Annotated in this window: 12 protein-coding genes and 1 pseudogene; 8 read left to right on the top strand and 5 right to left on the bottom strand. The window is 68.2% G+C overall.

What is annotated here, in order from left to right; translation table 11 throughout:
• Window position 1: 1 nt before the first annotated feature.
• From uvrB to ACFV15_RS21450, 3 genes are read right to left on the bottom strand one after another with little or no spacing between them, the layout of a single operon-like run.
• Window positions 2–2,158, bottom strand: coding sequence for an excinuclease ABC subunit UvrB (uvrB, locus tag ACFV15_RS21460; protein ID WP_378352263.1), 2,157 nt, complete (start codon window positions 2,156–2,158; stop codon window positions 2–4).
• Between the two features lie 31 nt (window positions 2,159–2,189).
• On the bottom strand, window positions 2,190–2,813 hold the full coding sequence (locus tag ACFV15_RS21455; RefSeq protein WP_378352262.1) for a carboxymuconolactone decarboxylase family protein: 624 nt from the start codon (window positions 2,811–2,813) through the stop codon (window positions 2,190–2,192).
• Window positions 2,814–2,822: 9 nt separating this feature from the next.
• Window positions 2,823–3,962 carry a DUF5685 family protein gene (locus ACFV15_RS21450; protein WP_378352261.1) on the bottom strand — a complete coding sequence of 380 codons (1,140 nt, stop codon included), beginning with the start codon at window positions 3,960–3,962 and terminating at the stop codon, window positions 2,823–2,825.
• 83 nt (window positions 3,963–4,045) lie between these two features.
• Between ACFV15_RS21450 and ACFV15_RS21445 the strand changes: the two genes are divergently transcribed.
• Window positions 4,046–4,546, top strand: coding sequence for a DUF402 domain-containing protein (locus ACFV15_RS21445; RefSeq protein WP_378352260.1), 501 nt, complete (start codon window positions 4,046–4,048; stop codon window positions 4,544–4,546).
• On the opposite strand, the gene ACFV15_RS21440 is transcribed toward ACFV15_RS21445, so the two are convergent.
• Complete coding sequence (locus ACFV15_RS21440) at window positions 4,527–5,099, bottom strand: TetR/AcrR family transcriptional regulator C-terminal domain-containing protein (protein ID WP_378352259.1); 573 nt, start codon at window positions 5,097–5,099, stop codon at window positions 4,527–4,529. The genes ACFV15_RS21445 and ACFV15_RS21440 overlap by 20 nt on opposite strands.
• A 59-nt stretch (window positions 5,100–5,158) precedes the next feature.
• Between ACFV15_RS21440 and ACFV15_RS21435 the strand changes: the two genes are divergently transcribed.
• The 7 genes from ACFV15_RS21435 to ACFV15_RS21405 all read left to right on the top strand — a co-directional run bounded on the left by ACFV15_RS21435 (window position 5,159) and on the right by ACFV15_RS21405 (window position 13,522).
• Window positions 5,159–6,583 (top strand): FAD-dependent monooxygenase, encoded by a 1,425-nt coding sequence (locus ACFV15_RS21435; protein WP_378352258.1) that lies wholly within the window; start codon window positions 5,159–5,161, stop codon window positions 6,581–6,583.
• A gap of 351 nt (window positions 6,584–6,934) precedes the next feature.
• Window positions 6,935–7,840 (top strand): ABC transporter ATP-binding protein, encoded by a 906-nt coding sequence (locus ACFV15_RS21430; protein WP_378352257.1) that lies wholly within the window; start codon window positions 6,935–6,937, stop codon window positions 7,838–7,840.
• A 10-nt stretch (window positions 7,841–7,850) separates the two neighbouring features.
• Window positions 7,851–8,594, top strand: coding sequence for an ABC transporter permease (locus ACFV15_RS21425; protein ID WP_378352256.1), 744 nt, complete (start codon window positions 7,851–7,853; stop codon window positions 8,592–8,594).
• Window positions 8,585–10,042, top strand: a complete 1,458-nt coding sequence (locus tag ACFV15_RS21420) for an ArnT family glycosyltransferase (protein ID WP_378352254.1) — start codon at window positions 8,585–8,587, stop codon at window positions 10,040–10,042. Before ACFV15_RS21425 ends, ACFV15_RS21420 begins: the two co-directional genes overlap by 10 nt.
• Before the next feature lie 102 nt (window positions 10,043–10,144).
• Complete coding sequence (locus tag ACFV15_RS21415; protein WP_378352253.1) at window positions 10,145–11,668, top strand: ArnT family glycosyltransferase; 1,524 nt, start codon at window positions 10,145–10,147, stop codon at window positions 11,666–11,668.
• Window positions 11,669–11,672: 4 nt separating this feature from the next.
• On the top strand, window positions 11,673–12,896 hold the full coding sequence (locus ACFV15_RS21410) for a sensor histidine kinase (protein WP_378352252.1): 1,224 nt from the start codon (window positions 11,673–11,675) through the stop codon (window positions 12,894–12,896).
• Window positions 12,893–13,522 carry a response regulator gene (locus ACFV15_RS21405; protein ID WP_378352251.1) on the top strand — a complete coding sequence of 210 codons (630 nt, stop codon included), beginning with the start codon at window positions 12,893–12,895 and terminating at the stop codon, window positions 13,520–13,522. Before ACFV15_RS21410 ends, ACFV15_RS21405 begins: the two co-directional genes overlap by 4 nt.
• A gap of 41 nt (window positions 13,523–13,563) precedes the next feature.
• Here the strand turns inward: ACFV15_RS21405 and coaE are convergent.
• Window positions 13,564–14,475 (bottom strand): annotated as a pseudogene (coaE, locus tag ACFV15_RS21400) (dephospho-CoA kinase); the annotation flags it as partial.
• Between the last annotated feature and the right edge of the window lie 114 nt (window positions 14,476–14,589).

The following is a 14,589-nucleotide window of genomic DNA, read 5'->3' as shown; positions in this document are numbered from 1 at the left end:
GTCACTTGAGGCCCGCCGCGTCCATTCCGCGCAGCTCCTTCTTCAGGTCCGAGACCTCGTCACGCAGCCGGGCCGCGAGCTCGAACTGCAGGTCGCGCGCGGCCTGCATCATCTGGTCGGTCATCTGCTGGATGAGGTCGGCGAGTTCGGCGCGCGGCATGCCCTTCACGTCCTTGTCGACGAGCATGCCCGAGCTGCGGACGCGATCGCCCTGCTCCGGCTTCTTGCCGCGCGACGTGTTGCGTCCCGAACCGCCGACCGCGACCGTCTCGGTGTCCTCGGCTTCGAGGTACACGCGGTCGAGGATGTCGGCGATCTTCTTGCGCAGCGGCTGTGGGTCGACACCGCGCTCGGTGTTGTACGCGACCTGCTTGGCGCGGCGCCGATCCGTCTCTTCGATGGCGTGCGCCATCGAGTCGGTGATCTTGTCGGCGTACATGTGCACCTCGCCGGACACGTTACGGGCGGCGCGGCCGATCGTCTGGATCAGCGAGGTGCCACTGCGCAGGAAGCCCTCCTTGTCCGCGTCGAGGATCGCGACCAGCGACACCTCGGGCAGGTCGAGACCTTCGCGCAGCAGGTTGATGCCGATGAGCACGTCGAAGTCGCCCGCACGCAGCTGCCGCAGCAGCTCGATGCGGCGCAGGGTGTCCACCTCCGAGTGCAGGTACCGCACCCGGATACCCAGCTCCAGCAGGTAGTCGGTGAGGTCCTCTGACATCTTCTTGGTCAGCGTGGTGACCAGCACCCGCTCGTCACGGTCCGCGCGCTCACGGATCTCGTGGACCAGGTCGTCGATCTGCCCCTCGGTCGGCTTCACGACCACCTTGGGGTCGACCAGGCCGGTCGGCCGGATGACCTGCTCGACGAACTCGCCGCCAGCCTGGCCCATCTCGTACGGGCCGGGGGTGGCCGACAGGTACACCGTCTGCCCGATACGGTCGGAGAACTCCTCCCAGGTCAGCGGCCGGTTGTCCATCGCGCTCGGCAACCGGAACCCGAAGTCGACCAGGTTCCGCTTGCGGGACATGTCACCCTCGAACATGGCGCCGATCTGCGGCACCGTCTGGTGCGACTCGTCGATGACCAGCAGGAAGTCTTCGGGGAAGTAGTCGATCAGGGTGGCGGGCGCGGTGCCGCCCTCCCGGCCGTCGATGTGGCGCGAGTAGTTCTCGATGCCCGAGCAGAAACCGACCTGGCGCATCATCTCGATGTCGTACGCGGTGCGCATGCGCAACCGCTGTGCCTCCAGCAGCTTGCCCTGCTTCTCCAGCGTGGCCAGCCTTTCCTCCAGCTCGGCCTCGATGCCGCGGATGGCCTTCTCCATCCGCTCCGGGCCCGCGACGTAGTGCGTGGCCGGGAAGATCCGGACCTCGTCGACCTCCTTGACGATGTCGCCGGTCAGCGGGTGCAGGTAGTACAGCTTCTCGATCTCGTCGCCGAAGAACTCGACCCGGATCGCCAGCTCCTCGTACGCCGGGATGATGTCGACCGTGTCGCCGCGGGCACGGAAAGTACCGCGCGCGAACGCGATGTCGTTACGCGTGTATTGGATGTCCACCAGCGCGCGCAGGAACATGTCCCTGTCCACCTGCGCGCCGACCGAAAGCCTGCTCGACCTGTCCAGATAGGACTGCGGCGTGCCGAGGCCGTAGATGCACGACACGCTCGCGACCACGATGACGTCTCGCCGGGACAGCAGGTTCATCGTCGCGGAGTGCCGCAGCCGCTCGACGTCGTCGTTGATCGACGAGTCCTTCTCGATGTACGTGTCCGTCTGCGCGATGTACGCCTCGGGCTGGTAGTAGTCGTAGTAACTGACGAAGTATTCGACCGCGTTGTTCGGGAACAGCTCGCGCAGCTCGTTCGCCAGCTGGGCGGCCAGCGTCTTGTTCGGCGCCATCACCAGCGTCGGCCGCTGCAGGCGCTCGACCAGCCAGGCCGTGGTGGCCGACTTACCCGTGCCGGTCGCGCCGAGCAGGACGACGTCCTTCTCCCCTGCCCTGATCCGCTTTTCGAGCTCGTCGATGGCCGCCGGCTGGTCGCCGGCGGGCTGGTAGTCGCTCACGACCTTGAACCGGCCATCCTCGCGCGGGATGTCGGAGACGGGCCGGTGATCGGACTGGGCCAGTACTGGGTGTTCGGTTGCGAAAGCCACGAATCCAGACTACGACGCCCCACCGACAGTTTCAGTCCGCCTGCCGGTAGACGGCCACTTCCACGACGTTTTCACCCTCGACGCGGAAGACGAGAACGCCGTCGAGCGCGTCGTCACCGAAGCATTCGACCAGCACCCGGTCCGGCCCGGTCGCGGTCGCCGCAACCCTGCTGACCTCCGTGAGCAGTGCCAGCACATCCGGCTCGGCGTCCTCGGGCGGCGCGACGCAGAACTCCAGCACGACCTCGCGCGGCGTGCGTGCGGGCGGCGACGCAAGCCCGGCGTCCGCGAAAAGACGATTCAGCTGGTCAGCGGCAGAAACCGCACGCGGGAACCCGGCGAAGGCCGCGGACTGCAGCACCACTTCGGTGACCTCGCCCGGCGCCAGCCCGGACGCGAGCCCGGTCTTGAGGTGCACGCTCAGCGGCGGCCCGACCATGCCCGCCGCGACGATCGCGGCCAGCGTCGCGGCCTCGCGGATCCGCGGATCGAGCCCCGGCCGCTCGTGGAGGTGACCGTATACCGTGCCGACGGCGAGTTCACCCAGTGCGGGGATCGTCTGGAACAACGCGTCGAGCCGCTGCTCGCCGCCCTCGACCAGCTCCGCGAAGTTGGCCCGGCCGCGCCGGTTCAGCTTGTCGACCTCGTCAGTCATCGCTCCCCTTTAACAAGAACAGTCACAGCCGTCACAGCAGCAACAGTCGCAACCGGAACAGCAGTCACAGTTACAGCAGTCACAGCCGTCACAACCGTCACAGTTGCTGCACGGCCCCTCACGACGTTTGCCGCTCCAAGGGCCAGGCCACTCGTCAGCACAGCAGACGTGACAGGTGCAGAACAACGCCGACGCCAGCGCGCACCCATGCACCAGACCGCGCCGACTGCCGTAGTACTGGTCCTTCCACCCCGGCTTCTCCGGCGTCTCCGGATCCGTCGGCGCCTGAGGCCCGTGCACATCGCCGAAGGCCTGCTTCACAGCATGATCCAGCTCATGCACCAGTAACGCGTGGACCAGCGCCTGGTCCTCGAACTCCGCTTCCTTCAACGCCAGCCGCACGCCCAGCACCGCGTCGTCGCACAGCCGTCGCGCCTCGGCCAGATCCGTGCCTGTGACCAGCAGCGGGTTCCACGCTCCCGCTTCCTTGTCCACCTTGAGGTCCTGGACCGCGTCGATCAGGTGCGCGGCGCGGCCGAAGAGCCTGCCCACCTCGGTCAACGGCGCGACGTTACCTGGTCGTCCCGCGAGCACCGCGGTCTGGCCGAACGCCGCGGCCGTCGCCAGTTCGGTCGGCTCGGTGGCCAGCAACGCCGAGTCACCCAGATGAACAGCGCGTTCGACCTCGAACTGACGGTCGACGGCCTCGGTGAGCACCGCCGTGTCGAACCCGATGCGGGAGCCGGTCCGGGTGCCCTGCGCGGCCCACCGCTTCGCGACCCGCTTGCCGGCCTTGGCGATCGTGGCGCGACGGAACATCCCGTCGCGGTCTTCGACGTGGTCGCCGACCTTCGCCGACGCCAGCACCAGCGAGACCGCCGCGGCCAGCTGCGCGCCGGACCCCTTCGCGACGGACGTGGACCGCATGGCCCGCAACGGGCACGGACCGGCCTGGCGACGGCGGTCGAGCCGCACGGTCTGCGCCTCGACCAGCGCCGAGATCACCAGCCCGTCGTAGTTGGTGACGACCCTGGCCAGCTGGCCGTGCTCATCGCGCAGCGCGAGGCAGAGCCCGCAGAGATGCGCGAGCCAGTCCGAGTGCAGGCTGGCGGACAGCCGATGACGGCAGGGTCTGATGATCCCGAACATGCGCGTGGTCCCCTCGTGAAGATCTCCGCGCACTTTATCCGTGTCAGCGCCGGAAAAGGTCACGTTCGTAGCAAAATGAGCGCATGCATCCCCCGAAGCTCGAGACCTTCGACATCGCTGCCGAGACCAACGTCGATCCGAAGGGGATAGTCCGCGAGGTCGAGCAGTACCGGCTGACCGAGTCCGGTTTGTACATGGCCAGGCCGGTGCCAGGCCGCCCGCAGTTCCACTACCTGGAATCGTGGATCCTGCCCGGACTGTCGTTGCGGGTCAACGACTTCTGGTTCAACCCCGGCCACGAGCGCGACCAGGACTTCTACCTCGACGTGGTGACCGTGACGGTCGACGGCGGCGTGTGGCTGGTCAAAGACCTCTACATCGACCTGGTGCTGAAGGAGAAGCAGCGGCTCGACGTGATCGACACCGACGAGCTGATCGCCGCCGCGAAGCTCGGCCTGATCACCGAAGACGAGGCCGAGCACGCGCTCAAGACGACCTACGCCGCCGTCGATGGCCTGGCGGCCAACGGTTACGAGCTGGGCCGTTGGCTGTCCACTATGGAACTCAGCTGGCGCCGTCACTGAGAAAGGCCTTGATCCCGGCGAGCAGGATGCCCAGGCCGTCCTCGAACCGCGCGTCCGTGTCCATCGGCGGGTAGCGCTCGTCCCGCTCGCCGGGCATCGGGTACATCGCCTGCTCCTCGATCGTGAACCCGATGACGTAGCTGTACAGCGTGAACAGCGCGCGTTCCGCCTTGCCCGGGTCGAAACCGGCTTCGGCGAACTGCTGGACCGGCGTCGCGTTCGGCAGCTGCTCCTCGGTGAAGAAGGTGCCTGAGAAGACCTTCGCGCCGTCGCGGTAGTCGAGCATCATCTGGCGCAGCACATAGGACCGGGTGCGCAGGAATTCCTCCCAGTCCCCGTTCTCCATGCGCACCGGCCGGTCCGCGGTGTAGTCGCGGTACATCTGGGTGGCCATCTCGTCGAGCAGTTCCTGCTTGTTCTTCATATGCCAGTAGAGCGCGGGCGCCTTGACGCCCAGCTCCTGGCCGATCAGGCGCAGGGTGAGGCCGTTCAATCCCACCTCGTTCAGCAGTTTCAGCCCTGCCCTGGCCAGATCCTGCCTCGTCAAACCCATGCTTGACACCTTAACACCATTAAGTGCATCATCGAATTTAACAACGTTAAGGAGCAGTCATGGGCACGGATGTGATCGTGGCGGGGGCCGGCCCCGCGGGCCTGATGCTGGCGGCCGAACTGGCGCTGGCTGGCGTCGACGTAGTGGTAGTGGATCGCGCGCCCGAGCGGAGCGGGCAGTCACGCGCCTTGAACCTGCAACCCCGCACGGTGGAGGTCTTCGCGTTGCGCGGCCTGCTCGATCCGGTGCTCGACCGGGCGCAGGCGAAGGTGCGGGACGGCCATTTCGCGGGGCAGACACTGAGTTACACCGATCTGGACACCGACCACCCGTATCAGCTCGTCATCCCGCAGGCGGAGACCGAGCTGATCCTCGAAGCGCGGCTCGCCGAACTGGGCGTGAAGGTGCGGTTCGGCCAGGAGCTCACCGCGCTCAACCAGGATGAGGACGGCGTGTCGGCCACGGTGGACGGCGAGGTCATCCGCGCCAGGTACCTGGTCGGCTGCGATGGCGGCCGCAGCACGGTCCGCAAGCTGGCAGGCATCGGTTTCCCCGGCACCGACGGGCACGGCTGGGGCGTCGTGGCCGATGTAGTGGTGGCCACCGGCGAGCCGGGCGTGCGCGCGGACTGGAGTTCGATGCGCGACGTACTCCCCCGGCGCGCCGCGGGCGAAAGGGGCTTCGGCGGCCTGATCCCGCTGGGCGAACCAGGGCTGTACCGGCTCGTCTTCGGTGACCTCACCACCCCGCTCCCCGATCGCACCGCGCCGATCACCGACGAGGAGTTCAAGGCGGGCCTGCGCCGTTTCTACGGATCACTCGAAGTCTCGGAGGTCCGGTGGAGATCCCGCTTCACCGACGCCGCCCGGCAGGCCGAGCGCTACCGGGCGGGCCGGGTACTGCTGGCCGGGGATGCCGCGCACATCCATTTCCCGGTCGGCGGCCAAGGCTTGAACCTCGGCATCCAGGACGCGATGAACCTCGGCTGGAAACTCGCGGCCGACCTCAAGGGCCACGGCCCGATCGGCCTGCTCGACACCTACGAATCCGAACGCCACCCGGTCGCCGCCCGAGTGCTCGACGGCACCCGGACGCACAGCCTCCTCGTCCAACCCGAAAACACGGGCGCGCGAAAGCTCTTCGCCGACCTGGCCGTTCTGCCTGACGCCAACCGCCACCTGGCGAACATGGTGTCCGGTTTGGACATCCGCTACCCGATGACCGGCCCGCCCCATCGCCTGCTGGGCACCCGATACCGCGGCCTGTGTTTGCCTGAGGGCCAAGGCATTCTGCTGAGCGACGACCCGCGCAACCGGGACTTGGCCCGCCACTGGGGCCCGCGCCTCACGGTGGCCCCGGACATCTCGACGCTCCCCTCCGCCTACGGCGCCGGCGTACTCGTCCGCCCCGACGGCTACATCTGCTGGGTCGAAGGAGACGAACCACTGAAGCCCGCCCTGCACGCCTGGTTCGGCACCCCGTGACACCCCGGCATCGCGTATCCCACAGTCCGGTGGGTCGTATTGAACGTTGGGATGGCTGTGGTCTCCGGTTCGGCTAGGGCGTGACGACTCCCTGGGTACGCATGCCGACCCGCCAGGTACGTGTGCCGTCCGGCTGGGTACGCGTGTCGTCCATCGGGGTACGCGCGTCGTCCGCCCAGGTACGCGTGCCGTCCGGCCAGGTACGGGTGGGATGCGGTGGAGGGGTGGATCCACCGATCGGTTGATCCGGGGCGGCGGGGTGGTGGAGGTGGAGTCTGGCCGGGGAGGCGATACGGGAGGCCGGTGATTCGCGCGAAAGTTGGGGCGTGCGAAACGAAAGGGGGTCCCGGGATGCCGGTCATCGAGGTGCGGGGGCTGCACAAGCGTTACGGGGACAAAGTCGCTGTCGAGGATGTTTCGTTCAGCGTTGAGCGAGGGGAGATTTTTGGGATTCTCGGACCGAATGGGGCCGGGAAGACGACCACGGTCGAGTGTGTCGAGGGGTTGCGGAAGCCGGACGGGGGCGAGATCTCCGTGCTGGGGCTGGATCCTCAGCGCGACAAGACCGAGTTGCGGCAACGGGTCGGGGTTCAGCTTCAGGAAGGGCAACTGCCCGATCGGCTGAGGGTCTTCGAGGCGCTCGAACTGTATGCGTCGTTCTATCGGGAGCCTGCCGATCTGGAGAAGTTGCTCTCCACGCTGGGGCTGGCCGAGAAACGGGACACTGCCTACAAAAAGCTGTCCGGCGGGCAGAAGCAACGACTCTCCATCGCGCTGGCGTTGGTGGGGAGTCCCGAGATCGCCGTGCTGGACGAGCTCACCACTGGGCTCGATCCGCAGGCGAGGCGGGATACCTGGGATCTCATCGAGGCTGTGAGGGCCGGCGGGGTGACGATTCTCCTTGTCACGCACTTCATGGAAGAAGCGGAACGGCTTTGTGATCGGCTCGCCGTGATCGATGGTGGGCGGGTTGTCGCCGTTGATACGCCCGGTGGGCTGGTCGCCGGGGTCAACGATGAGCAGCGGATCCGGTTCAGGCCGTCGCGGGAGGTCTCGGAAGAGTTGTTCGCCGCGCTGCCCGAGGTTCGGAAGGTCGAGCGGCAGGGCGGGGTGCTGGTCGTCACCGGGAGCGGGAATGTTCTGCACGCCGTGACGTCGGTGCTTGCCAGGCACCAGGTCATCGCCGGGGAGTTGCGGGTCGAGCACGCGAATCTCGACGACGCGTTCGTCGCGCTCACCGGCCGGAAACTGGATTAGGGGGAGACACATGTCCGCACTTGCGAAATTGACCGCCACCGAGGCGAAACTGCTGCTGCGGGACCCCGGCGGGCCGATCAGCCTGCTCGGGATCCCGGTCGGGTTGCTCGTGGTTTTCGGGATCATGCCGGGGAACAACACGCCCAGCGCGGAATATGGGGGCAGCACGGCGCTTTCGGCGGTGATCGCGCCGATGGCCGTCGCGCTCCTGCTGGGGATGCTGGGGTTGATGTTCCTGCCGATGGCGATGGCGACACACCGCGAAAAAGGGGTGCTCAAAAGGCTTTCCGCGAGCCCGGTCGCGCCGAGCCGTCTGCTGGCCGCTCAACTGGTGGTCACGGTGGGGGCCGCGGCCGCGGTGATCGTGCTCGTGCTGGGGGTCGGGCGGTTCGCGTTGGGGATGGGAATGCCGCTGAATCCGGTCAGCGCGTTGATCAGCGTCGTGCTCGGGAGCGCCGCGCTGTTCTCGATCGGGCTCGTGGTGGCCGCGGTCGTGCCGACCGGGCGTGCCGGTGCCGGGATCGGGTATGCCACGTTCTTCCCGATGCTCGCGCTCGGCGGGGTTTGGGTTCCGAAGGACCAGTTGCCCGGCGCGCTGCAGACCGTGGCCGACATCCTGCCACTCGGCGCCGTGCTGACGTCGCTGCGCGATGCCTGGACCGGGCATGCGCTGCACGTGCTTCCCCTCGTGTCGATGGTCGCGGTCACCGTGGTGTGCGCCGCGCTCGCTGCCCGGTTCTTCCGATGGGAATGACACTGGAGCGCGTGGACACCAAGCTCGCCAAGGCGCCGGTGTTCGCGATCGCCGGCGCCATGGGCGTCCTGCTGCTCGCCGTGTCCGGGCACTATGGGTTCTTCGGCGACGAGCTCTACTTCCTCGCCGCCGGACGGCACCTGGCCTGGGGGTACGCCGATCAGCCGCCACTGCTTCCGCTGCTCGCGCGGCTGCTGGACACCGGATCGCCGGTCGTGCTGCGGCTGCCCGCGACGCTGGCGATGGCGACCGGGGTGGTGTTCGCCGCACTTATCGCCCGTGAGCTGGGCGGTGAGCGGAAAGCGCAGGTGCTGACCGCGGGGGCGTTCGCTGTCTGCGCGCAGCTGCTCGGCACCGGGCACTACCTGGCCACCTCGACGATCGACCCGTTCCTGTGGACGGTCATCCTCTGGCTGATCGTCCGCTGGATCAGGACGCGGGACGACAACCTGTTGCTGTGGCTGGGTGCCGTCACCGGGCTCGCGCTGAACACGAAGTTCCTCATCGGCGCGTTCTGGGTGATCGCCGTGGTCGCGCTGCTCGTGGCAGGGCCTCGGGACCTGCTGCGGCGGCCGAAGCTGTGGGCAGGCGCGGGGATCGCCGCGGTGATGATCGCGCCGACGTTGATCTGGCAGGCGGCCAACGGCTGGCCGCAGCTCGAGATGGGCGAGGCGATCTCGGCCGAGGTCTCCAGCCTATGGGGCGGCAAGCTGCTGTTCGCGCCGTCGGCGCTCCTGCTCGCCGGGCTTCCGGTCGGCGCCGTGCTCATGGTTTACGGCCTGTGGCGGCTGCTGCGGTCGGACCAGTGGCGCGACCACCGGTTCCTCGGCTGGACAACCGTGGGACTCATCCTGCTGTTCTTCGCGGTCGACGGGCGTGCCTACTACATCGCCGGGATGCTGCCGCTCTGCTGGGCGGTGGCGGCGGTGGAACTCGAAAGCGGCCGCGCCGCCCGGTGGTGGCGCTGGATCGCGACCTGGCCGGTCTACGCGCTGAGTCTCCTGCTCATGCTGCCCGGCGCGTTGCCGATCTGGCCACAGAGCTGGCTCGCCAACGCGGACCTGCCGAGGCCGATCTTCGCGTCGTCGGAAATCGGCTGGCCGGAGTTCACGGACTCGGTCGCGGCGACGTACCGGACGCTGCCAACGGGCACCGCGATCGTCACCCGGTTCTACTGGTACTCCGCCGCGATCGACCATTACGGCCGCGACCGGCTGCCCGAGCCGTCGAGCGGCAGCCGGGGGTACTGGACGCTCACCAGCCCGCCGGAAACGGCCGACTCGGTGCTCTACATCGGGGAGCCCCAAGAGGCGCTCAGACGGAACTTCGCCCAGGTCAGACCGCTCGGCCGGACGGGAGGGGCGCAGGACCAACCGATGTGGCTCGCCACCGGCAGGACGAGGCCGTGGTCCGAGGTCTGGCCCGCGTTCCGTAACCTAGGGCTCTGACCGTGTCGGGCGCCACAGCGGGTAAACGCACCCGGTCGTGGTAAAGGCCACGCCCGTAGGGTGGCCAGGGACGTCCTCGACCACGTACAGCTGGGAGTTTGCATGACCGCCGCCACCGCGGCCGCCGAATCCGAGGAGACCGAGACCGCCGAGTTCGCCAAGCGGCCGGTGTTCATCATGGCAGCCGCGACAGGACTGGTCCTGCTCCTCGTCTCCGGGCGCTACGGCTACTTCGGGGACGAGCTGTACTTCTGGGCAGCCGGGAAACACCTCGACTGGGGTTACGCCGACCAGCCCCCGGTGCTGCCGCTCCTCGCGGCGCTGATGGACGCGATCGCACCGGGGTCGCTGGTGGTGTTCCGGCTGCCCGCCGTGCTGGCGGTCGCGGCCACCGTGGTGTTCACCGCGCTGATCGCCCGCGAGATGGGCGGCAGGCGCAAGGCGCAGCTGCTCGCGGGCGGCGCGGCCGCGATCTGCGGGCAGTTCGTCGGCAGCGGCCACTACCTGGCCACCTCGACGATCGACCCGTTCCTGTGGACGGTCATCCTCTGGCTGATCGTCCGCTGGATCCGGACCCGCGATGACAACCTGCTGATCTGGCTCGGTGTCGCCACCGCGGTGACGCTGAACGTCAAATTCCTGATCGCCGGGTTCTGGGTGGTGGCAGGCGTCGCGGTGCTCGTCTTCGGCCCGCGCGAGATCTTCGCCAGGCCGAAGCTGTGGATCGGCGGCGCGATCGCGGCGGTGTCCATCCTGCCGACGCTGCTCTGGCAGTCGGCGAACGACTGGCCGCAGCTGGGCATGAGCGAGGCGATCTCCAAGGAGGTCAACGGCGGCTGGGGCGGCCGCGCCGGGTTCGTCCCCGGCGCGCTGACCGGCGCGGGCCTCGTGATCGGCGCGTTCCTGGTGCTGTTCGGGCTCGCGACGCTGCTGGTCACCCGTGAGCAACGGCCGTACCGGTTCCTCGGCTGGACGGTGGTCGGCCTGACGGTCGTGTTCATCGTGGCGAACGGCAGGTACTACTACATCTCCGGCATGTACCCGATCTGCTGGGCGGCCGCCGCGGTGCACATCGGCAAGCACCGCCCGGCGCTGTGGTGGCGCTGGATCCCGACCTGGCCGGTGTTCGCGTTGTCGGCGTTGTACACGCTGCCGTACGTCGTGCCGCTGCAGCCGATCCACTGGATCGCGGAGCACAAGAGCAACCTGCGTCCCGCGTACTCGCACGAGGAGATCGGCTGGCCGCAGATGGCCGATTCGGTTTCCCAGGCGTACCAAAGCCTGCCGCCGGACGTCCGCGCGCACACCTCGATCGTCACCACCGGCTACTGGCAGGCGGGCGCGCTCAACCGCTACGGCCCCGAGCGCGGGCTTCCGCAGGCCTACAGCGCGAGCCGCGGGTTCTGGTACTTCGGCGAACCATCAGAGAGCGCCACCAACGTGCTCTTCGTCGGCTATGAGCCGCAGCGGCTGGCCGCGCACTTCAAGGGCGCGAACATCGTGCTGCGGATCGACAACCACCTCGGTGTCAAGAACTCCAGCCAGAACATGCCGGTGTGGCTGCTCAACGACCGCACCCAGCCGTGGCCGGTGATCTGGCCGCTGGTCAAGGACCTGAAGGCCTGACGACATGGACCTGTGGCCGCCAGAGCGAGTGACCCATCTGTGGTGGCCATGGCGTACCAACATCGACCAGTTGCTGCCGTACATCCTGCTGGTCATCGCGACGGCCGTCAGCCTCAGCCGTCCGCACACCTGGCCGGGGCTGCCGGTCACCCTCGCCCTCATCGCGGCCACGGTCCTCTGGTTGATGCTGACCGTGACCTGGCCGCCGAAACGCCTGCGCGACAACGTTTTCGCCATCACGGTGTCCTATGTGGGCACGCTCGTGCTGGCGACGGCGCTGATCACCAGGGAACCACTGTTCCTGATCTTCATGATCAGCGGGTTCTTCCAGGCGCTCCAGCTGCGCCCGCTGCCGGTGGCCGTGGCGGGCATCTTCGCCACCTCGTTCCTCATCAACACGATGCCCGCGGGTGGCCCGGCCGTGGCTCTCACGACGGAGCCCGCGCTGTGGATCCCGGTCATCCTGATCCAGACGGCCGCCGTCAGCGTCGGCACGCTCATCTCGGCCAAGATCTCCAAGCAGAACAGCCAGCTGCGCCAGACGAACGACGAACTCGAAGCCGCGCAGGAGGAGAACGCGGGCCTGCACCGGCAGCTGCTGAGCCAGGCACGCGAAGCCGGAGTGCTCGACGAACGCCAGCGGCTCAGCGAGGAAATCCACGACACGCTCGCCCAGGGGTTCACCGGCATCATCACCCAGCTCGAAGCCGCCAGGCAGGCGCGTGAGAACTCGGCGGAATGGCAGCGGCATCTCGACAACGCGACCGCGCTCGCCAGGGAGAACCTCGCCGAAGCCCGGCGCACCGTGCACGCGTTGCGGCCGCAGCAGCTCAACGAGGCCACGCTCCCCGAAGCACTCGACCAGGTGTCGGCCCAGTGGTCCGAGCGGGCTTCGGTACCAGTGCGATTCACGACCACGGGCACCGCACGGCCGTTGCATCCGGAGATCGAAGCGACCCTGCTGCGGATCACGCAGGAGGCGCTGACGAACGTCGCGAAGCACGCGAACGCCGGGCGGGTCGGCGTCACTCTGTCCTATATGGAGGATCAGGTGACGCTCGATGTGCGTGACGACGGCGTCGGCTTCGCCGAGGTGGCCTGGGGCTATGGCTTGACCGGGATGCGGCAACGCGCGCAACGGCTTTCGGGGACACTGGACGTCGAGTCCGAACCAGGGGGCGGCACCGCCGTTTCCGCGACCGTGCCCGCGATCTCAGGAGCGTCGTGACCATCACCATCCTGATCACCGATGATCACCCGATCGTCCGCGACGGCCTGCGCGGCATCTTCACCGGAGAGCCCGGCTTCGAGGTGCTGGGCGAGGCCGCGAACGGCGACGAGGCCGTGACGCTGGCCGAAAGCCTGCGGCCCGACGTGGTGCTGATGGACCTGCGCATGCCGGGCCACGATGGCGTCTCGGCCATCCGCGAGCTGACGAAACGCAAGAACCCGGCTCGGATACTGGTACTGACCACCTACGACACCGATTCCGACGTCGTGCCCGCCATCGAGGCCGGCGCGACCGGCTACCTGCTCAAGGACTCGCCGCGTGAGGAGCTCTTCCGCGGCGTCCGCGCGGCGGCACGTGGCGAGGCCGTGCTCTCCCCCGCCGTCGCCAGCCGGATCATGGGCCAGATGCGCGCGCCCGCGCAGGAACCGTTGAGCCAGCGCGAAATCGAGGTGCTGGCGTTGATCTCGCGCGGGTCGACGAACAAGGAGGCGGCCAAGAAGCTGTTCATCAGCGAGGCCACCGTGAAGACCCACCTGCTGCACGCCTACGCCAAACTCGGCGTCAAAGACCGCGCGGCCGCCGTCGCGGTCGCTTTCGAGCGCGGACTGCTGAAGGGCTCGTGAGTGATGCCGACGTTTAGAACCGTCGGCATCACTCACGAGCCCTTGACCCTCACAACGACCGGGCGCCCAGGGTCGGCGCTCAGGTGCAGGCCGTCCTCGGCTCGCGGAAATCCCGCGTCCGCAAACGCTTTCGTCACCTGCTCGTCCACAGTGGACAGCTTCAGCTCGAGCTCGATCACGTCGGCCGCCGCCTGACCCGGGATCGAGGTCGGGCCGACGTGTTCGGCCTTCAGGAGCTTCTCCCCCGCCACCAGCTTGAGGCGGGCGATCGCGCGGGCCGCCTGCGCCGGCCAGGTTTCGTCGTACGGCACGGTCTTCGGCGAGTCCGCCTCGCGCGCGCGATGCAGGCGCAGGTTCGCTTCGAACGGCACCAGCCGGTCGGCCCACAGCGCGTCGACGTCGGCGAGCACGATGTCCGGCGCGCCGCCGTTGTCCAGCCAGACGTCGGCGGCCGCACGGCGCTGCTCCGGGGTCGCCTGCGCGGCGATGCGGGCGCGCGCGTCGGACTCCGGCATGCCCCGCGACTCGATCAGCCTGCGTACCCGGGTCTCGACCGGTGCGTCGACCACGATGACCAGGTGATAGTTGGGTGCGAACCCGTTCTCGACCAGCAGCGGGATGTCGTGCACGACGATCGCGTCCGGCGCGGCGCCCGCCATCAGCTCCGCGGTACGCGTGCCGACACGCGGGTGCACGATCGCGTTCAGCCGTTTGCGTGACTCGTCGTCGGCGAACGCCTTAGCCGCCAGCGCCGGCCGGTTGAGGCTGCCGTCCTCCGAAAGCACCTCGGCGCCGAACGCCGTGACGATCTCCGCGAGCCCCTCGGTGCCGGGTTCGACCACCTCGCGGGCCAGTTTGTCGGAGTCGATGAGCACCGCCCCGTGCTCGGCCAGCCGACCGGCAACCGTCGATTTACCTGCACCGATCCCGCCGGTGAGTCCCACGCGCAGCATGCGTCAGACCCTAATGCACACCGCACGCTGCACAGCGATCGCCGTTAAGCAAGATCATCGGTGGGCGTGACAGAACTGATATGGGTGACACGCCGGTCGCGTTCCACGCTTGGA

This window comes from Amycolatopsis sp. NPDC059657 (genome assembly GCF_042734395.1).
Classification (GTDB): domain Bacteria; phylum Actinomycetota; class Actinomycetes; order Mycobacteriales; family Pseudonocardiaceae; genus Amycolatopsis.
This window is presented reverse-complemented; position numbering and strand designations above follow the sequence as displayed.